This window comes from Bradyrhizobium sp. GW821-FHT13H06, assembly GCF_058803975.1.
In genome coordinates, this window is sequence record NZ_JBXAPN010000006.1 from 328639 (window position 1) to 346269 (window position 17631).

Annotated in this window: 18 protein-coding genes; 11 read left to right on the forward strand and 7 right to left on the reverse strand. The window is 64.8% G+C overall.

Annotated elements, in window-relative coordinates:
* Positions 1-85: 85 nt before the first annotated feature.
* The 3 genes from AC1RQP_RS25445 to AC1RQP_RS25455 form a co-directional block, all read right to left on the reverse strand.
* Positions 86-1222 (reverse strand): epoxide hydrolase family protein, encoded by a 1137-nt coding sequence (locus AC1RQP_RS25445; protein ID WP_492939062.1) that lies wholly within the window; start codon positions 1220-1222, stop codon positions 86-88.
* Positions 1223-1350: 128 nt separating this feature from the next.
* A complete protein-coding gene (locus tag AC1RQP_RS25450; protein ID WP_492939064.1) occupies positions 1351-1806 on the reverse strand; it encodes a GatB/YqeY domain-containing protein in 456 nt (151 codons plus the stop codon).
* A gap of 51 nt (positions 1807-1857) precedes the next feature.
* Positions 1858-2568, reverse strand: a complete 711-nt coding sequence (locus AC1RQP_RS25455; RefSeq protein ID WP_492939066.1) for an alpha/beta fold hydrolase — start codon at positions 2566-2568, stop codon at positions 1858-1860.
* A 146-nt stretch (positions 2569-2714) separates the two neighbouring features.
* On the opposite strand from AC1RQP_RS25455, the gene carA reads away from it, so the two are divergent.
* The gene (gene carA / locus AC1RQP_RS25460) at positions 2715-3905 is read left to right on the forward strand and encodes a glutamine-hydrolyzing carbamoyl-phosphate synthase small subunit (protein WP_492939068.1); all 1191 of its coding nucleotides are present in this window, start codon (positions 2715-2717) and stop codon (positions 3903-3905) included.
* 46 nt (positions 3906-3951) lie between these two features.
* On the opposite strand, the gene AC1RQP_RS25465 is transcribed toward carA, so the two are convergent.
* Positions 3952-4167, reverse strand: coding sequence for a hypothetical protein (locus AC1RQP_RS25465; protein WP_028178734.1), 216 nt, complete (start codon positions 4165-4167; stop codon positions 3952-3954).
* A 145-nt stretch (positions 4168-4312) separates the two neighbouring features.
* Here AC1RQP_RS25465 and AC1RQP_RS25470 point away from each other — a divergent pair, with 145 nt between their 5' ends.
* On the forward strand, positions 4313-4834 hold the full coding sequence (locus AC1RQP_RS25470; RefSeq protein ID WP_492939070.1) for a hypothetical protein: 522 nt from the start codon (positions 4313-4315) through the stop codon (positions 4832-4834).
* Between the two features lie 129 nt (positions 4835-4963).
* Here the strand turns inward: AC1RQP_RS25470 and AC1RQP_RS25475 are convergent, their stop codons facing one another.
* Entirely contained in the window at positions 4964-5485 is a 522-nt protein-coding gene (locus AC1RQP_RS25475) for a Dps family protein (protein WP_239621392.1), read from the reverse strand.
* Positions 5486-5599: 114 nt separating this feature from the next.
* Between AC1RQP_RS25475 and AC1RQP_RS25480 the strand changes: the two genes are divergently transcribed.
* On the forward strand, positions 5600-6301 hold the full coding sequence (locus AC1RQP_RS25480) for a class I SAM-dependent methyltransferase (RefSeq protein ID WP_492939072.1): 702 nt from the start codon (positions 5600-5602) through the stop codon (positions 6299-6301).
* A gap of 234 nt (positions 6302-6535) precedes the next feature.
* Here the strand turns inward: AC1RQP_RS25480 and AC1RQP_RS25485 are convergent, their stop codons facing one another.
* A complete protein-coding gene (locus AC1RQP_RS25485; protein WP_239621389.1) occupies positions 6536-6907 on the reverse strand; it encodes an ArsR/SmtB family transcription factor in 372 nt (123 codons plus the stop codon).
* A 108-nt stretch (positions 6908-7015) separates the two neighbouring features.
* Here AC1RQP_RS25485 and AC1RQP_RS25490 point away from each other — a divergent pair, with 108 nt between their 5' ends.
* The 3 genes from AC1RQP_RS25490 (at position 7016) to greA (ending at position 12480) form a co-directional block, all read left to right on the forward strand.
* Positions 7016-8185, forward strand: coding sequence for an MFS transporter (locus AC1RQP_RS25490; protein WP_492939074.1), 1170 nt, complete (start codon positions 7016-7018; stop codon positions 8183-8185).
* 142 nt (positions 8186-8327) lie between these two features.
* Positions 8328-11792, forward strand: coding sequence for a carbamoyl-phosphate synthase large subunit (gene carB / locus AC1RQP_RS25495; RefSeq protein ID WP_492939076.1), 3465 nt, complete (start codon positions 8328-8330; stop codon positions 11790-11792).
* A gap of 214 nt (positions 11793-12006) precedes the next feature.
* Positions 12007-12480, forward strand: coding sequence for a transcription elongation factor GreA (gene greA, locus AC1RQP_RS25500; protein ID WP_035710309.1), 474 nt, complete (start codon positions 12007-12009; stop codon positions 12478-12480).
* Between the two features lie 309 nt (positions 12481-12789).
* Here greA and AC1RQP_RS25505 read toward each other — a convergent pair whose 3' ends face one another.
* Positions 12790-13269, reverse strand: a complete 480-nt coding sequence (locus tag AC1RQP_RS25505; protein WP_028178740.1) for an Lrp/AsnC family transcriptional regulator — start codon at positions 13267-13269, stop codon at positions 12790-12792.
* Positions 13270-13535: 266 nt separating this feature from the next.
* On the opposite strand from AC1RQP_RS25505, the gene trxB reads away from it, so the two are divergent.
* From trxB to AC1RQP_RS25530, 5 genes are all read left to right on the forward strand, one after another.
* On the forward strand, positions 13536-14501 hold the full coding sequence (trxB, locus tag AC1RQP_RS25510) for a thioredoxin-disulfide reductase (RefSeq protein ID WP_492939079.1): 966 nt from the start codon (positions 13536-13538) through the stop codon (positions 14499-14501).
* 4 nt (positions 14502-14505) lie between these two features.
* The gene (locus tag AC1RQP_RS25515) at positions 14506-15429 is read left to right on the forward strand and encodes a LysR family transcriptional regulator (RefSeq protein ID WP_028178742.1); all 924 of its coding nucleotides are present in this window, start codon (positions 14506-14508) and stop codon (positions 15427-15429) included.
* Between the two features lie 440 nt (positions 15430-15869).
* Entirely contained in the window at positions 15870-16778 is a 909-nt protein-coding gene (locus tag AC1RQP_RS25520) for a 4-hydroxy-tetrahydrodipicolinate synthase family protein (protein ID WP_492939081.1), read from the forward strand.
* A gap of 424 nt (positions 16779-17202) precedes the next feature.
* On the forward strand, positions 17203-17352 hold the full coding sequence (locus tag AC1RQP_RS25525) for a hypothetical protein (protein WP_165935876.1): 150 nt from the start codon (positions 17203-17205) through the stop codon (positions 17350-17352).
* A gap of 128 nt (positions 17353-17480) precedes the next feature.
* Positions 17481-17627, forward strand: coding sequence for a hypothetical protein (locus AC1RQP_RS25530; RefSeq protein WP_162131096.1), 147 nt, complete (start codon positions 17481-17483; stop codon positions 17625-17627).
* Positions 17628-17631: the final 4 nt, after the last annotated feature.

Here is a 17631-nt window from a genome sequence, read left to right on the forward strand (position 1 = left end):
CGAACCCGGAATCCATTACGCGGCATTTCCGCGGCTCGATGGATTCCGGGTTCGCCCTGCGGGCGCCCCGGAATGACAGTGGGAGCTATCGCACCGTCGCGAAGAACTTCCTGACATCGCGCACGAACAGCTCCGGCTGCTCGAAGGCGGCGAAATGGCCGCCCTTCTCCATCTCGCTCCAGTGGGTGATATCCGGGAAGTTCGGCTCCATCCAGCGCCGCACCGGCGTGATGATCTCCTTGGGAAACACCGCGACGCCCGTCGGCACCTTCACCACGGGCGTGGTGCGGCGCTTGCCAAAACTCTCCCAGTAGAGCCGCGCCGAGGAGGTCGCCGTCTGCGTCGTCCAATACAGCATGACGTTGTCGAGCAGCTCGTCCTTGCTGAAGATGTTCTCAGGGTGCCCGTTGCAATCGGTCCAGGCCCAGAATTTTTCCAGGATCCAGGCCGCCTGCCCACTCGGCGAATCCGCGAGGCCATAGCCGAGCGTCTGCGGGCGCGTCGACTGCTGCTTGGAGTAGCCGGAGTCGAGATCGACATAGTGCTTGAGGCCGGCGAGAGCGCGCTTCTCCTCCGCCGTCGGCTCGCCCTCGACCTTGGGCGCCGCACTGAAGGCGAGCGTGATGTGGATGCCGGCGCAATGCTCGGCATCCTGTGCGCCGAGCGAGGTCGTCACCGCCGAACCCCAATCGCCGCCTTGCGCGCCGTAGCGCGCATAGCCGAGCCGGTCCATCAGCTTCGCCCAGGCCGCGGCGATGCGGTCGACGCCCCAGCCGGTGGTCTTCGGCTTGGCCGAGAAGCCGAAGCCCGGCAGCGACGGACAGACCACGTGGAAGGCATCGGCAGGATTGCCGCCATGCGCGGCGGGATCGGTGAGCGGCGCGATCACCTTCTGGAACTCGACGATCGAGCCCGGCCAGCCGTGGGTGATGATCAGCGGCAGCGCGGACCGCTCCTTCGAGCGCACATGGATGAAGTGAATGTCGAGCCCGTCGATCTCGGTGGTGAACTGCTCGAAGCGATTGAGTTTTGCCTCGCGGTCGCGCCAGTCGTAATCGTCGGCCCAGTAGGCGCAGATCTCCCGGATCCATTGCAGCGGCGCGCCCTGGCTCCAGTCGTCGACGAGCTCCGCATCCGGCCAGCGCGTGCGGACGAGGCGTGACTCGAGATCGGACAGGATGTCGTCGCTGATGGCGATGCGAAACGGCTCGATGGCGGTCATGGCGGCCTCCCTTGTTCTTGTTGTCATTCCGGGGCGCGCAGGGCGCGAGCCCGGAATCCATTTCGCAACGGGGTTCGCGGCCCAATAGATTCCGGGCTCGACGCTTCGCGTCGCCCCGGAATGACAGGTCAGCCCGACAGCGCCGCCTTCACCAAGCCGCTGGCCTTGCCGAAATCCATCTGGCCGGCGTATTTCGCGCGCAGCACAGCGATCACCTTGCCCATGTCCTTCATGCCGGCGGCGCCGGTCTCGGCGATCGCGTCCGCGATCGCCTTCTTCACGTCATCCTCCGACATCTGCTTCGGCAGGTAGGCCGAGATCACCGCGATCTCCTCGCGCTCCTGCGCGGCGAGTTCGGCGCGGCCGCCCTTGTCGTAGAGCTCGACCGCCTCCTGGCGCTGCTTGATCATCTTCTGAAGCACACCGAGCAGGTCGGCGTCCGATAGCGGCGGCTTGCCGTTGCCGCGGGCGTCGATGTCGGCGTTCTTGATGGTCGAGTTGACCATGCGCAGCGTGGACAGCTTGCGCTCGTCCTTGGCCTTCATGGCCTCCTTGACCGCATTGTTGATGTCGTCGCGCAGCATGATCGTGATCCCTTCGAATATCTGCCGCCTGATCTAGGCCGTTCGCGGCCCCTAGACAACCTCGGTTCCGAGCCATTCCGTGAGCGCCCGCGCTGTCGCTTCCGGCTGTTCGGCTTGCGGCAGGTGCCCGCAGCGATCGAGGACCATGAGCCTGGCGCCGGCGATGCCTTCGGCCATCTCCTTGGAGAGTGCGTTCGGGATGGTGTTGTCGGTATCGCCCGTCAGCACCAGAGTCGGGCATGCGATCGTCGCCAGCGTCGGGCGCGAATCCACCCGTGCGATGATCGCGGTCTGCTGCCGCAGATAGCCTTCGACGCCAACGTCCTCGTCCTGCGCATGCACGAGCGCGAGAATATCGGCATCATCGCGCCGCGACGGATGCACGAGCTCCGGAAAACTCTCCTCGCGGACGGCGCGAAGCTCGCCGCGCCTGGCGCGCTCCATCTGGGCGTGTCGGCGCGCCGTCGCCTCCGGCGTGTCGGGCCGCGCCTGCGTGTTGATCAGCGCGAGCCTGGTCACGCGCTCGCCCGCCTGGCGCATGATCTCGAAGGCGATGTAGCCGCCCATCGAATGGCCGGCGAGGGCGAAGCGCGGCGGCGCCTCGGCGAGGATGCGGCGGGCGATCGCCGCGATGCTGTCGTCGCGGATGTGGTTGGCGATCATCACGGGGCCAAACCGCCATAGCGGCGGGATCACCGGGGCGTAGATCCGGGCTGAGGAGGCCAGCCCCGGAACCAGCAGAATCGGGGTGGTCTGGTCCATTATTGCCTCGCAAGCCCAGGAAATTGCCGGAAATTGTGCGGCCGAGCTTAAGTGCCCGAGACGGGCTGTCAAATATGCAAAAACGCATGTGAATCAGCCCTTCTCCGCTTTGACGGCGGCGCCTGCGGGGACTATGAAGCGGGCTCATGACACAACATGACAACGATCCCGCTTGGCCGGACCACAAACCGACCGCGCTCCTCGTGCTTGCCGACGGCACGGTGCTCGAGGGCTTCGGTCTCGGCGCCGAAGGCCACGCCGTCGGTGAAGTCTGCTTCAACACCGCGATGACCGGCTATGAAGAGATCCTCACCGATCCTTCCTATGCCGGACAGCTCATCACCTTCACCTTCCCGCATATCGGCAATGTCGGCACCAACGAGGACGACATCGAGACGGTGAACATGGCTGCGACGCCGGGCGCGCGCGGCGTGATCCTGCGCACCGCGATCACCGATCCCTCGAACTACCGCGCCACCAGGCATCTCGACGGCTGGCTGAAGGCGCGCGGCATCATCGGTCTCTCCGGCATCGACACCCGCGCGCTGACCGCCTTGATCCGCTCCAAGGGCATGCCCAACGCCGTGATCGCGCATTCCAGGACCGGCGAGTTCGACCTGCATGGCCTGAAGGAAGAAGCGCGGGAATGGCCGGGCCTCGAGGGCATGGATCTCGTGCCGCTGGTCACCTCCGGCCAGCGCTTCAGCTGGGACGAGACGCCGTGGCTGTGGGACAAAGGCTTTGGCCGCCAGGACAATCCGGAATTCAACGTCGTCGCGATCGACTACGGCATCAAGCGCAACATCCTGCGCCTGCTCGCCGGCGTCGGCTGCAAGGTGACGGTGGTGCCGGCAACGACCTCAGCCGAGGACATTCTGGCGATGAAGCCGGACGGCGTATTCCTGTCCAATGGTCCGGGCGATCCGGCCGCGACCGGCAAATATGCCGTGCCTGTGATCCGGGACGTGATCAAGTCGGGCACGCCGACCTTCGGGATTTGCCTCGGCCACCAGATGCTGGGCCTCGCCGTCGGCGCCAAGACGAAGAAGATGCACCAGGGCCATCACGGCGCCAATCATCCCGTCAAGGACGAGACCACCGGCAAGGTCGAGATCACCTCGATGAACCACGGTTTTGCCGTCGACGAGACGACGCTGCCGAAGGGCGCGACGCAGACCCACATCTCGCTGTTCGACGGCTCAAATTGCGGCATCCAGCTCGACGGCAAGCCGGTGTTCTCGGTGCAGTACCACCCGGAGGCTTCACCGGGCCCGCGCGACTCGCACTATCTTTTCAAGCGCTTCGCCGATCTGATGCGGCAAAGAAAGAGCGCGTAAGGCCACAAGACCTCCCGGCGGATGAGTCCGCCGGGGTGGGGCTCCGTCACGGACGCATGAACATGAAGTCCGTGTCGGGATCGCAGTTCTCGGCGATGAAGCGCAGCTCCGCCTGGATGTCGGCGACCGACCTCGTCTCCAGATATTTCGAAATCACCAGACCGAGCAACGCCCGGCAGACGGCTTCGTGCCCGAGGCCGGCCGTCTCCGCCTCGTTGACGGCCGCCGAGAAATGACGCTGCGCAACGTCGGATGCGTACATGGCGTTCCCCCTCCTTCGCTTCGATCTGCGTGCCCGCCATTGGCTGCCAGCGCCTTGATCTCGGTCAAGCCGGCGTATGGCGTGTCGTGAGGAACAAGAGGCCCTGCGCCCTCTTGATTCCGGTCCGTTGCCAGTGGGAGCCCCCATGTCCGTCGTCCGCGCCAATGCCGAGCCGCTCGCCATCGTGTTCGAGGATGACGGGCTCGTGCCGAACAACATCCTGCCGTTCCTGGTCTACCAGGGCGCGGTGACGCTCGACCCCGAGCGACCCGAGGAGACCATCGAAGACCTGTTCGAAGGCAACGGCTGGGGCGGGACGTGGCGCAACGGCGTCTACGACTATCTGCATTATCACGCGACGGTGCACGAAGTGCTCGGCGTCGCGCGCGGCAGTGCAAGCGTCCGTTTCGGCGGCGATCATGGCCAGGAGCTTCAGATCAAGGCCGGCGACGTCGCGATCCTGCCGGCCGGCACCGGGCATCAGTGCATCCAGGCGAGCGATGATTTCTGCGTGATCGGCGCTTATCCGCCGGGCGCGAGGATGGAGATCACGCGGGCGACGCCCGAGAACCACGCCAGGGCGCTGAAGACGATTCCACAAGTCGCCCTGCCGCCGGCCGATCCCGTGACGGGGACGGATGGCGCGTTGATGCGGTTGTGGCGCTAGCCAAGAGCAAAGGTGCGTAGGGTGGGCAAAGGCGGTCTTACGCGCCGTGCCCACCACCGCGCGATGAACGAGCAGTCGTGGGCACGCTTCGCTTTGCCCACACTACAAGAACTATGGCAGCCTGTGGCCTTACGCTTCGTTCGCACCTTCCTGCCGGGTCGCCTCGAACAGGAACCAGGTGCGGCGCTCGGTCTCGTCGATGAAGTTTTCGAGGATGCTGGCGCTGGCGACGTCACCGGCCTCGTCGCAGACCTCGTGCGCCTTGCGCATCGCGGCGGCGACGTGCTTGTTGTCCTGCATCAGCTCGCGCAGCATCTCGCGCGGCGGGACGTAGTCCTCGTTGTTGTCCTTGATGGTCTGGAGCTTTGCGACCTGGCCGATCGACTTCAGCGTGGTACCGCCGATCTTGCGGACGCGCTCGGCGAGCTGGTCCGTGGTGGCGAAGATCTGGTCGGACTGCTCGTCGAGCAACAGATGGTAGTCCCGGAAATGCCGGCCGCTGATGTGCCAGTGGAAATTCTTGGTTTTGAGGTAAAGCGCGAACGCGTCGGCCAGAAGCACGTTGAGCGCCTCCGAGACCTTCTTGACCCCTTCGGACGACAGATCAGTGGGGGTATCGAGATCGGGCGAGACCTTGCTGGTTTTGCTCACGGGAAACCTTCCTGTTAGGACGCGGACATTGACGGCGCGCCGTCGCACCCCTAACGCAAGGCGGGCAGCGCCGGTTCCTCCATCGGAACCGCTTGGGCGGGATCTTCGAATAGCATGGACGATTGGATCGATTATTACGACTCGACGCATACGATCTATGTCAGCAAGCTGCATCGCGACCTGCACTTCCAGATCATTGCGCGGGACATCATCGGCTACATCCCCTCGCCGGATGCGACGGTGCTGGACTATGCCTGTGGGGAAGCGCTGTCGGCGAGCGAGGTGGCAGCCGCCTGCGGCAAGCTGATCCTGGCCGAGCCCGCGCCGGGCGTGCGTGGTCGGCTGATCGCGCGGTTTGCCCCGAACACCAAGATCCGCGTCCGCTCGCTCGATGACATCCGCAAGATGCAGGACCAGTCGATCGACCTCGTGGTGATGAACTCGGTCGCGCAATACATGACGCCGGAGGAGCTCGATGCCGCCCTCCTCAACATTCGCCGCATCCTGAAGCCCTCCGGCAAGCTGGTGCTCGGCGACATTCTCCAGCCCAATGTCGGCATGGGCAGGGACGTGATGGCGCTGCTCGGCTTCGCCCTGCGCCATGGCTTCCTGAAGGACGCGCTGATCGGGCTGATCAGCACCGCGCTGTCGGATTATCGCCAGCTGCGCTCGCGCATCGGGCTCCAGCGCTACAGCGAGGACGAGATCACCGCCAAGCTGAAGGCGGCCGGATTCGCGGTCCAGCGCGCCCACGGCAATATCGGCCACAATCGCTGGCGCATGACCTTCATCGCCCGGCCGCCTCTGGTTCGTTAAGCATAAAAAACAGGCGTGGTAGCTTGTCGCGCGCCGATCGGGAATAATCCTGATGGCCCGGTGGCGGAAGTGTCTACGCGGGGGCGGTGCATCGCTCTTCATCCTGGTTCAAATCCAGGCCGGGTCTCCACGCTTCGCCCCTGCGGGGTTACGCGTGGCGCAGCCACGCAAGGGCGAAGCGTGTCCGGCGTAGCTGGAGCGGAGCGAAAGCGAAGACGATTGCCCGCCCAAACCTCAATCCGCCTTGATCACGTCGCATCCGGGCAGCAATTGCAGCCGGTCCGCATCCCTGGCTGCGGAGCTGATCACGGCGTCAAGCAGGCCCGGGAAACGCGCGTCCAGATCCTCGCGGCGTAGGCGCATGAACCGGTTGGTTCCCGCCACGCGCGTCTGCATAAGCCCGCATTCGCGCAGCTTGGCGAAGTGATAGGCGAGGTTGGACTTGCCGCCCAGCCCGCTGAAATCGCCACAGCAGAGCTCGCTGCTGACACGTTCTTGCTGGGCGAGCTGGTAGACGATGGCGAGCCGGATCGGATCGCTCAGGCAATCCAGCACCATCGGCAGCTCGATCTGCTCCCTGGTCGGATGAAGAGGTGCACGGCTCATGTCCCGATCATAGCGAAGCAGCCATTATGTTCAATAGTTCTTGAACCAATTGACTCCTGAACCGCGATACCGAATAGTTCAATAAACGTTGAACATGGGACTTTCCCAATGAGCGTGTTCTGGCTGGCCCTCGCAGCCTTTGCGATCGGCACTGAAGGCTTTGTCATTGCGGGGCTTTTGCCGGCAATCGCCACCGACCTTTCGATTTCGGTCTCGGCCGCGGGTCAATTGGTCACCGCCTACGCCCTCACCTATGCCGTGGGCTCGCCAATCCTCGCGGTGGCGCTGAACAACATCGACCGCCGCACCGTGCTGGCCCTGGCGCTGGCGACCTTCATCGCCGGCAACCTCGCGGCGATGGTCGCATCCAGCTACGTCCTGCTGCTGGCCTCGCGGATGCTGATGGCATTGGGCTCGGGGCTGTGCATGCCGACGGCAATGGCTGTGTCCGTGGCAGTCGCCACTCCTGAGCGCCGCGGCCGCGCCGTGGCGCTGGTCACCTCGGGGATGACGGTCGCGACCGTGATCGGCGTTCCCCTCGGCAATCTCGTCGGCAGCCTGCTCGGTTGGCGGGCGACCTTTGCCATGGTCGCCCTGATCGGCGCGGTCGCGCTCGCCGGCCTGCTGCTTGGCCTGCCCAAAGGCTTGCCCCGCAATACGGCTTCGCTGAGCGAACGGCTGGCGGTGGCGCGCCACAGCCACGTTCTGGTCGCGCTCCTGATCACCATGTTGTGGGCCCTGGGCGGCTTCACCGTGTTCACCTATTTCGCGGTCCCGCTGAGCGGGCTCGGCTTCGATGCCTCGCAAATCAGCCTCGCTCTGCTGGTGTTCGGCGGCGCGGCCGCGATCGGAAACATGCTTGGCGGCGTCCTCGCCGATCGGCTCGGCACGCTCGCCACCGCAGGCCTCGGGCTCGCCGGCATGGCGGGTGCCCTGATCCTGCACTCGCTGGTCCTGAAGCTGATGCCGGGACAGGCGCATTACGCGGTGCTGGGCGCGATCTTCCTCTGGGGCCTCTCGGGATGGGCGTTCTATCCGGCCCAGCTCGCCAGCATCATCCGGATCGAGCCGCAGGCGTCGATGATTGCGCTCTCGCTCAACGCCTCGTCGATGTATCTCGGCTTCGCCATCGGCGGAGCGCTGGGCGGCGCGGTGCTGGCGACCCTCTCATCGACCGACCTCGGCTGGATCGGCGGAACGAGCGTTGCGGCCTCGCTGCTGGTGCACCTCGCCCGTGGCTGGCAGGCCCGGCCAAAACCCGTCAAAATTGCCGGTTGATGGGCATTTTTCGGGGTTTCGCCGCCCCTAAAACTGGTCTAAGACCCACCCGCGCGCGAGGGAGACCACCGCGCTCTCGGCCAAAGGGACGCGCAGCAGCGCGCCCTTTTTTTGTGCCCAAATTCCACTTCGGCGAGAGTTGATGCCCAAACGTACAGACATCACCACCATCCTGATCATCGGCGCCGGTCCCATCGTGATCGGCCAGGCCTGCGAGTTCGACTATTCGGGCACGCAGGCGGTGAAGACGCTGAAGGAAGAGGGCTATCGCATCGTCCTCGTGAATTCCAACCCGGCCACCATCATGACCGATCCGGAATTGGCCGATGCGACCTATATCGAGCCGATCACGCCCGAGATCGTCGCCAAGATCATCGAGAAGGAACGTCACGTCATTCCCGGCGGCTTCGCGCTGCTGCCGACCATGGGCGGACAGACCGCGCTGAACTGCGCGCTGTCGCTGCGCCGCCAGGGCACACTGGAGAAGTTCGACGTCGAGATGATCGGCGCCACCGCCGACGCGATCGACAAGGCCGAAGACCGCCAGCTGTTCCGCAACGCCATGGAGAAGATCGGGCTGCAGACGCCGAAGTCGCGGCTCGCCAACGCGTCCGAGCTGAAGAAGTCGTTCCGCGACAAACACCAGGCCGAACGCGAGAAGCTGTCGGGCGCGGCGCTCGAAGAGCTCGACCGGCAATGGACTCTCGGCGAAGGCGACCGGCGCAAGCGCTATCAGGAATATGCGCTCGGACAGGCGATGATGGCGCTGTCCGAGATCGGCCTGCCCGCGATCATCCGCCCCTCCTTCACCATGGGCGGCACCGGCGGCGGCATCGCCTACAACAAGGAAGAGTTCCTCGACATCATCGAACGCGGTCTCGATGCGTCTCCCACCAACGAAGTGCTGATCGAAGAATCCGTGCTCGGCTGGAAAGAGTACGAGATGGAGGTCGTGCGCGACAAGAACGACAATTGCATCATCGTCTGCTCGATCGAGAACCTCGATCCGATGGGCGTGCACACCGGCGATTCCATCACGGTGGCGCCGGCGCTGACGCTGACCGACAAGGAATACCAGATCATGCGCGACGCCTCGCTGGCGGTGCTGCGCGAGATCGGCGTCGAGACCGGCGGCTCCAACGTGCAGTTCGGCGTCAATCCCGAGGACGGCCGCATGGTCGTCATCGAGATGAATCCGCGCGTGTCGCGCTCCTCCGCGCTGGCCTCGAAGGCCACCGGTTTTCCGATCGCCAAGGTCGCCGCCAAGCTCGCCGTCGGCTACACCCTGGACGAGATCGCCAACGACATCACCGGCGGCGCCACGCCGGCCTCGTTCGAGCCGACCATCGACTACGTCGTCACCAAGGTGCCGCGCTTCGCCTTCGAGAAATTCCCGGGCGCCTCGACCACGCTGACCACGTCGATGAAGTCGGTCGGCGAAGTCATGGCGATCGGGCGCACCTTCCAGGAAAGCCTGCAAAAGGCACTGCGCGGGCTCGAGACCGGGTTGACCGGCCTCGACGAGATCGAGATCGAGGGCCTGGGCCGCGACGACGACAAGAACGCGATCCGCGCCGCGCTCGGCACGCCGACGCCGAACCGTCTGCTCCAGGTCGCCCAGGCCATGCGGCTCGGCTGGTCGAACGAGGACATCTTCAAGTCCTGCAAGATCGATCCGTGGTTCCTCGGCGAGATGCGCGGCATCGTCGACATGGAGGAGAAGGTCAGGAAGAACGGCCTGCCGGGCAACGCCTTCGGCATGCGCACGCTCAAGGCCATGGGCTTCTCCGATGCACGCCTCGCCGTACTCGCCGAGACGACGGAAGCGGAGGTGACGGCGAAGCGCCACGCGCTCGGCGTTCGCCCGGTCTACAAGCGCATCGACACCTGCGCGGCTGAATTCGCCTCCCCCACCGCCTACATGTATTCGACCTATGAGGCGCCGTTTGCTGGCGCGCCGGCGGACGAAAGCACGCCGTCCGACAAGAAGAAGGTCATCATTCTCGGCGGCGGTCCCAACCGCATCGGCCAGGGCATCGAGTTCGACTATTGCTGCTGTCACGCCTGCTTCGCGCTGCATGACGCCGGCTACGAATCCATCATGGTCAACTGCAATCCGGAGACGGTGTCGACCGACTACGACACCGCCGACCGGCTCTATTTCGAGCCGCTCACCGCCGAGGACGTGCTGGAGATCATCGCGAAGGAGCGCAGCAAGGGCACGCTGCACGGCGTGATCGTGCAGTTCGGCGGCCAGACGCCGCTGAAGCTGGCGCGCGCGCTGGAGGCCGCCGAAGTGCCGATCCTCGGCACCTCCCCGGACGCCATCGACCTCGCGGAGGACCGCGACCGCTTCAAGCGCGTGCTCGACAAGCTTCGTCTCAAGCAGCCGAAGAACGGCATCGCCTATTCGGTCGAACAGGCGAGGCTCGTCTCCGCCGACCTCGGCCTGCCGCTGGTGGTCCGCCCGTCCTACGTGCTCGGCGGCCGCGCCATGCAGATCATCCGCGAGGAGAACCAGCTCAACGACTACCTGCTCGGCACGTTGCCGGAGTTGGTGCCGGCCGACGTCAAGGCGCGCTATCCGAACGACAAGACCGGGCAGATCAACACGGTGCTCGGCAAGAACCCGCTGCTGTTCGACCGCTATCTGTCGGACGCGACCGAGATCGACGTCGACTGCCTCTCCGACGGCAAGGACACGTTCATCGTCGGTATCATGGAGCACATCGAGGAAGCCGGCATCCATTCCGGCGACAGCGCCTGCTCGCTTCCGCCGCACTCGCTCGAGCCTGAGATGATCGAGGAGCTGGAGCGGCAGACCCGCGAGCTCGCGCTCGGCCTCGACGTCATCGGCCTGATGAACGTGCAATATGCCATCAAGGACGGCGAGATCTACGTGCTCGAGGTCAATCCGCGCGCTTCGCGCACGGTGCCGTTCGTCGCCAAGGTGGTCGGCACGCCGGTCGCCAAGATCGCCGCGCGCATCATGGCGGGCGAGAAGCTCGCCGATTTCAAGCTGAAGAAGGCCAGGCTCAAGCACGTCGGCGTCAAGGAATCGGTCTTCCCGTTCGCGCGCTTCCCCGGCGTCGACACGGTGCTCGGCCCCGAGATGCGCTCGACCGGCGAGGTCATGGGCATCGACCGTTCGTTTGCGGTGGCCTTCGCCAAGAGCCAGCTCGGCGGCGGCACGCGGGTGCCGCGCAAGGGCACGGTGTTCGTGTCGGTGCGCGAAAGCGACAAGACGCGCATCGCCGAGGCCGTTCGCGAATTGCACTCGCTCGGCTTCAAGGTGCTGGCGACCTCGGGCACCCAGCGCTTCCTGACCGACCAGGGCATCCCGACCGAAAAGGTAAACAAGGTGCTGGAGGGGCGGCCGCACATCGTCGACGCCATCACCAACGGGGACGTCCAGCTGGTCTTCAACACCACCGAAGGCCCACAGGCCCTGGCCGACAGCCGTTCGCTGCGGCGCGCGGCCCTCTTGCATAAAGTGCCGTATTACACCACTCTTTCCGGGGCCGTGGCGGCCGCGCAGGGCATCCGCGCCTATTTGGGCGGGGACCTTGAGGTTCGTACCCTGCAGAGCTACTTTTCGGAAACCTGATCGCTAGCTCCGGCGAAGCCGCTGCTAAGTGATTGGCGATGAAGCCACAATGGCCGGAGGAACTGTCCGGCCAGGTGGTGGTTCTGTTCCGGCGCTAAAAGCCCATATCTGTCAACGTCCGGCAGTCCCTGCGTTGGGCTCCGGAAACACTGACGAATCAAGGTTGCGGCGCCCATCCGCGTTTGGGGCGCACGATCGAAGGACGAGAGAGACGATGGAAAAGGTTCCGATGACCCAGGCCGGCTTTGTCGCGCTCGGGGAAGAATTGAAGCAGCGCCAGTCCGTGGATCGTCCGCGGATCATCGAGCATATCGCGGAGGCGCGCTCGCACGGAGACCTGTCGGAAAACGCGGAATATCATGCCGCGAAGGAAGAGCAGTCCCACAATGAAGGCCGCATCGCCGAGCTCGAGGACAAGCTCGCGCGCGCCGACATCATCGACATTTCCAAGCTCTCCGGCGACACTATCAAGTTCGGCGCCACCGTGACGCTGGTCGACGAGGACACCGAGAAGAAGACGGTGTGGCAGATCGTCGGCGAGGTCGAGGCCGACGCCAAGAAGGGCCGCATCTCCATCACCTCGCCGCTCGCGCGCGCGTTGATCGGCAAGAAGAAGGGATCGACCGTCGAAGTCAATGCACCCGGCGGCGCCAAGGCGTATGAGATCACCAAGGTGGAGTGGCGGTAAGGATTTGCCGCTGCATGTGACGTTTTAAGAAGGCCGCGCGATCCGCGCGGCCTTTTTTGTTTCGGGGTGAGCGCTTGCGCGAGTGGAGCGCGCGCTCTCACCGCGTCATTGCGAGCGTAGCAGGAGCAGCGAGCATCACTCCATCACCGTCACCCTGAGGTGCTCGCCTCTTCGGCGAGCCTTGAAGGGCGACGGCCCGGCTGCTGCTGCATCTCGGCCGTGCATCCTTCGAGGCTCGCCATGGGACGCGTTGCATCCCATGCCTCACACCTCAGGATGACGGGACTGACAGCGCCGCTACGCCGGCCCCTACCTTCTTCCCTTCACATCCAGCGGCACGGCCGCCTCGTACTTCGAATTGTGCAGCACCAGCGAGGTCCGCACGTTGCGGACATGTGGCGCGGCAGTCAGGTGCGTGACGAAATCCTGGAAGGTCGCCATGTCGGGCGCGACGCATTTCAGGATGAAATCGACCTCGCCCGACAGCATCCAGCATTCCCGCACCAGGGGCTCGGCGCGGACGAAATCCTCGAAAGCGCGCAAATCCGCCTCGGCCTGACTGGACAGGTGCACGGCCGCGAACACGGTGACGTCGAAGCCGAGTTTGCGGGCGTCGAGCAGGCCCCGGTAGCCGTGGATGTAGCCCTCTTCCTCCAGCGCCCGGACACGGCGCAGGCAGGGGGGCGGCGAGATGCCGACGCGCTTGGCCAGCTCGACATTCGTGATTCGACCGTCGGCCTGAATCTCGGTGAGAATCTTCAGGTCGATCTCGTCTAGGTTCCGCGACACGTGATTGGAACTCCTGCCCTTTGCAGCGGTATTGGATGGTTTGTCGAAATCCTCATAGCCCAGTCGGCACGGGCAGCGCAATTTTATTGCGCGTGCAACGCAATCGACTTTTGTTCCCTGTTGGAAAAATCCGCCGAGAGGGAATGCAATTCTTGCATAGCTCACCAGAAGGCTTAGATTAGCTCTGATATTTCAGCGCCTCCGCGAGGCCTCCCGGCACCTTCCGCGCCCGCGCTGCAGATCCCCCGTGAAAGGCGTCCGTCGAAATGTCCGCTCCTGTTCATGCAAAGGTCGTCATTATCGGCTCCGGCCCTGCTGGCTACACGGCGGCAATCTATGCCGCGCGGGCGATGCTCGAGCCGATCCTGATCCAGGGCATCCAGCCCGGCGGCCAGCTCACCATCACCACCGACGTCGAGAATTATCCGGGCTTCGCCGACGTGATCCAGGGCCCCTGGCTGATGGAGCAGATGGAGAAGCAGGCGGTCCATGTCGGCACCAGGATCGTCACCGACCTGGTCACCAAGCTGGAGACGGCGCAGCGGCCGTTCCGCCTCACCTGCGACAGCGGCGATGTCTATCTCGCCGACACCGTGATCCTCGCCACAGGCGCGCAAGCGCGCTGGCTCGGGCTGCCGTCCGAAGCCAAGTTCCAGGGCGGCGGCGTGTCGGCCTGCGCCACCTGCGACGGCTTCTTCTACCGGGGCAAGGACGTGATCGTGGTCGGCGGCGGCAACACCGCGGTCGAGGAGGCCCTGTACCTCACCAACCATGCCTCGCAGGTCACCATCGTGCATCGTCGCGATCATTTCCGCGCCGAGCGCATCCTGCAGGAGCGCCTGTTCAACCACCCGAAGATCAAGGTGATCTGGGACTCGGCCGTCGACGAGATCTGCGGCACCGAGAACCCGAACAAGGTCACCCATGTCCGGCTCAAGAACGTCAAGACCGGCGCGCTCACGGACGTGAAGGCGGATGGCGTCTTCATCGCCATCGGCCACGCGCCAGCGACGGAGCTGGTCAAGGACCAGGTCAAGCTGAAACCGTCGGGCTATGTCGAGGTCGCCCCGAACTCGACCGCCACCTCGGTGCCCGGCCTGTTCGCCGCCGGCGACGTCGCCGACGAGACCTTTCGCCAGGCCGTGACGGCCGCAGGCCTCGGCTGCATGGCCGCACTCGAAGCCGAACGTTTCTTGGCCCTTCGCGCCAGCGAGCGCGCGGCAGCGGAATAACATCATGCCTCGAACACGCGACGGATTTACGGATATGGATTGGGACAAGCTGAAGGTGTTTCACGCGGCGGCGGAAGCGGGCAGCTTCACGCATGCGGGCGAGCAGCTCGGCCTGTCGCAATCGGCGGTCTCGCGCCAGGTCTCGGCGCTGGAGCAGGAGCTTTCGGTCTCGCTGTTCCACCGCCACGCCCGCGGCCTGATCCTCACCGAGCAGGGCGACCTGCTCTTCCGCACCGCGCATGACGTGTTCATGCAGTTGCAGGCGGCGCGCGCCAAGCTGACCGACAGCCGCGAGCGGCCGAGCGGTGATCTCAAGATCACCACCACGCCCGGCGTCGGCATCAACTGGCTGATCCCGCGGCTCGGCGAGTTCACCGCGCTCTATCCGGAGATCCGCATCTCGCTGATCGTCACCGACGAGGAGCTCGATCTGTCGATGCGCGAGGCCGACGTCGCGATCCGCACCCGCAAGCCGACGCAGCCGGACCTGATCCAGCGCAAGCTGTTCGCGATGGGCTTCCACGCCTATTGCTCGCCGGAATACATCAAGCGCTTCGGCACGCCGCGCACGCTGGAGGAGCTCGACTCCCACCGCATCATCACGCTCAGCGACGGCAGCTTCGCGCCGCATCTTCAGAACCGCAATTGGCTGATCGAAGCCGGGCGCAACGGCTCGGGCCCGCGCGAAGCCTATTTCAAGGTCAACAACATCCTCGGTCTCGTGCGCGCCTGTCAGCAGGGCCTCGGCATCGCCGCGCTGCCGGACTATCTCGTCGAGGAACAGAACAAACTCGTGCAGCTGTTCGGCGAGTCGGATTCGATCCAGCTCGACACCTACTTCGTCTATCCCGAGGAGTTGAAGACGGTCGCGCGCGTGCAGGTGTTCCGCGACTTCGTGGTGAGCAAGGCACAGCGCTGGCCGTCCTGATTTCCGCATGACTGACATGCGGCCTCGGCTGTTGCTGCATGATACTGGCCAAGCCCATAATGTTTGCACGCTGAGCCTTCGCGTTGCGCATTTGTCCCCCTCCTCCAGTGGCGCGGGAGTTCAGTAATCCCTCTTGGAAGGTGATTGTGTCGGCCTCACGTGGCCAATACCTAAGCCGGGCCTTCGGGTCCGGCTTTTTTTCGTCTGCATGAGCTTTCGCCCTCCGCGTGTATTGACAGTTCCAGGCATACCCCGCATCATTTGCAGATGATCACGAAGTCGTGCGCAGCCAATTCGAAAAAAGGCCCCCATTCGGGGACCTCGGATTTTTGCGCGCACTAGCTGACTTCGTCATCGCTGCAAATCCCGAAAACCCCGCCGCCTGGACGGGGTTTTTTCATGTGCCCTCCGTCTCAGGCTTCCCGAGAAGGAGATGGAACATGACCGAACTTGAAGATCACTTGCACGGGCTGTGGCTGCCGCTGGTGACGCCGTTTCAGGGCGGCGCGCTCGACGAGAGATCGCTGCGGCGGCTGACGCGGCACTACGGCGCGGGAGCCGTCGACGGCTTTATCCTGGGGGCGACCTCCGGTGAGGGCATGACGCTGCGCGAGGCCGAGCTCGAACGTCTCGTCGCCGTGGTGCGCGACGAGATGGCGGCCGGCGGCCGCACCATGCCGATCTGCCTCGGGCTCTCGGGCGCCGACACCGCGCGGCTGAAGGAGCGCCTCGACGAAACCGCGGACTGGCCGATCGACGGTTACCTGATCGCGAGCCCCTATTACGTGCGGCCGTCGCAGCGCGGCCTGCTGGCGCATTTCGAGGCGCTCGCCGATCACGCGGCATGGCCGCTCGTGCTCTACAACATCCCCTATCGCACCTCCGTCAACATCACCAACCAGGCGCTGCTGCGGCTCGCCGAGCACAGGAACATCGTCGGGCTGAAGGATTGCGGCGCGAGCCGCGAGCAGTCGATCGCGCTGCTGCGCGACCGTCCGAAGGCATTCCGCGTGCTCACCGGCGAGGATGCCAACTACTTCGAGGCGCTCAGCGACGGCGCCGACGGCGGCATCGTGCTGTCGGCCCATGTCGAGACCGCGACGTTCGCGGCCGTCCATGCCGAGCTGAAGCGCGGCAACCGTGATGCTGCACTGGCGCGCTGGAACGAGGTCGCCGAGCTGACGCGGCTATTGTTCGCCGAGCCGAGCCCCGCGCCGGCGAAGTACTGGCTGTGGCGCAGCGGCCTGATCGACAGCCCCGAAGTGCGCCTGCCGATGGTCGAAGTGAGCAGCGAGCTCGCAGCGGCGATCGATCGCGAGATCGAGCGACGGACGAAGGTCGCGGCGTAGCGGCTTCGCTTACCCTCCCCTGGAGCGGGGTGGGGTGACGGTCTCTCCACATCGAACACTGCTCGAGCTGAGAGATCACCCCACCCCGCTCGCGCTACGCGCGATCGCCCCTCCCCCTCCAGGCAGGGCAATCGCATTTGAATATTGCAGAGGTCGTCATGCCCGGGCTTGTCCCGGGCATCCACGTTCTTTGTGCTGCGTGGAAAGGCGTGGATGGCCGGGACAAGCCCGGCCATGACGCTGTGGAACAATCGGTACCCATAGCCACGTCTCATATGCGATAGCCCTGCCCTCCAGGGGAGGGTAAGAGCACCGCCCCGTGGTTAACCGCTCCTCAATCGCCTTCGCTCCCGCCGCATCGCGCATCCACGGCTCGTTTACGCAATCGCGCCTATCCTCCGTAACCTACAGAGGGGGAATGACCATGGGGCATCGCATCCGGCCGACGGCCGCGCGACAATTCGCGCCGGCCGATCTCTTGCAGGGAATTCTGGTGGTGTCGTCGTTCGGGTTCTGGGCGGTGATGCTCGGCCTGATGCCGGTGCTGCTGTTTCGCCTCTGGCTGGTCGGCTGACGGACGCGCGCGGGATGGTTAACCCGCGGTAGCACCTGTGTTCAAAAAGCAGGGGCAGCTGCGATCCGGATCTTAAAACATCCCCGCTAACACTGACGCCCATAAGCGAAGAAATCGCGGAGGCGTTTGTGAATAGTCAGAATGAAATGGCGTCGCATTACGACGCCGGACAGCAGGGCTTTACCACCGAGGACATTCTCTGGGCCGCCGGCATCTGGTCGGTGATCCTGACCCTGTCGCCGGTCATCGTGTTCTACATGCTGATGGTGGCGTAACTCG

Coding starts and splice junctions, on each gene's coding strand:
- AC1RQP_RS25445 (WP_492939062.1), bottom strand. CDS start 1,222: ATGACCGCCATCGAGCCGTTTCGCATCGCCATCAGCGACGACATCCTG.
- AC1RQP_RS25450 (WP_492939064.1), bottom strand. CDS start 1,806: ATGCTGCGCGACGACATCAACAATGCGGTCAAGGAGGCCATGAAGGCC.
- AC1RQP_RS25455 (WP_492939066.1), bottom strand. CDS start 2,568: ATGGACCAGACCACCCCGATTCTGCTGGTTCCGGGGCTGGCCTCCTCA.
- carA (WP_492939068.1), top strand. CDS start 2,715: ATGACACAACATGACAACGATCCCGCTTGGCCGGACCACAAACCGACC.
- AC1RQP_RS25465 (WP_028178734.1), bottom strand. CDS start 4,167: ATGTACGCATCCGACGTTGCGCAGCGTCATTTCTCGGCGGCCGTCAAC.
- AC1RQP_RS25470 (WP_492939070.1), top strand. CDS start 4,313: ATGTCCGTCGTCCGCGCCAATGCCGAGCCGCTCGCCATCGTGTTCGAG.
- AC1RQP_RS25480 (WP_492939072.1), top strand. CDS start 5,600: ATGGACGATTGGATCGATTATTACGACTCGACGCATACGATCTATGTC.
- AC1RQP_RS25485 (WP_239621389.1), bottom strand. CDS start 6,907: ATGAGCCGTGCACCTCTTCATCCGACCAGGGAGCAGATCGAGCTGCCG.
- AC1RQP_RS25490 (WP_492939074.1), top strand. CDS start 7,016: ATGAGCGTGTTCTGGCTGGCCCTCGCAGCCTTTGCGATCGGCACTGAA.
- carB (WP_492939076.1), top strand. CDS start 8,328: ATGCCCAAACGTACAGACATCACCACCATCCTGATCATCGGCGCCGGT.
- greA (WP_035710309.1), top strand. CDS start 12,007: ATGGAAAAGGTTCCGATGACCCAGGCCGGCTTTGTCGCGCTCGGGGAA.
- trxB (WP_492939079.1), top strand. CDS start 13,536: ATGTCCGCTCCTGTTCATGCAAAGGTCGTCATTATCGGCTCCGGCCCT.
- AC1RQP_RS25515 (WP_028178742.1), top strand. CDS start 14,506: ATGCCTCGAACACGCGACGGATTTACGGATATGGATTGGGACAAGCTG.
- AC1RQP_RS25520 (WP_492939081.1), top strand. CDS start 15,870: ATGACCGAACTTGAAGATCACTTGCACGGGCTGTGGCTGCCGCTGGTG.
- AC1RQP_RS25525 (WP_165935876.1), top strand. CDS start 17,203: ATGGGGCATCGCATCCGGCCGACGGCCGCGCGACAATTCGCGCCGGCC.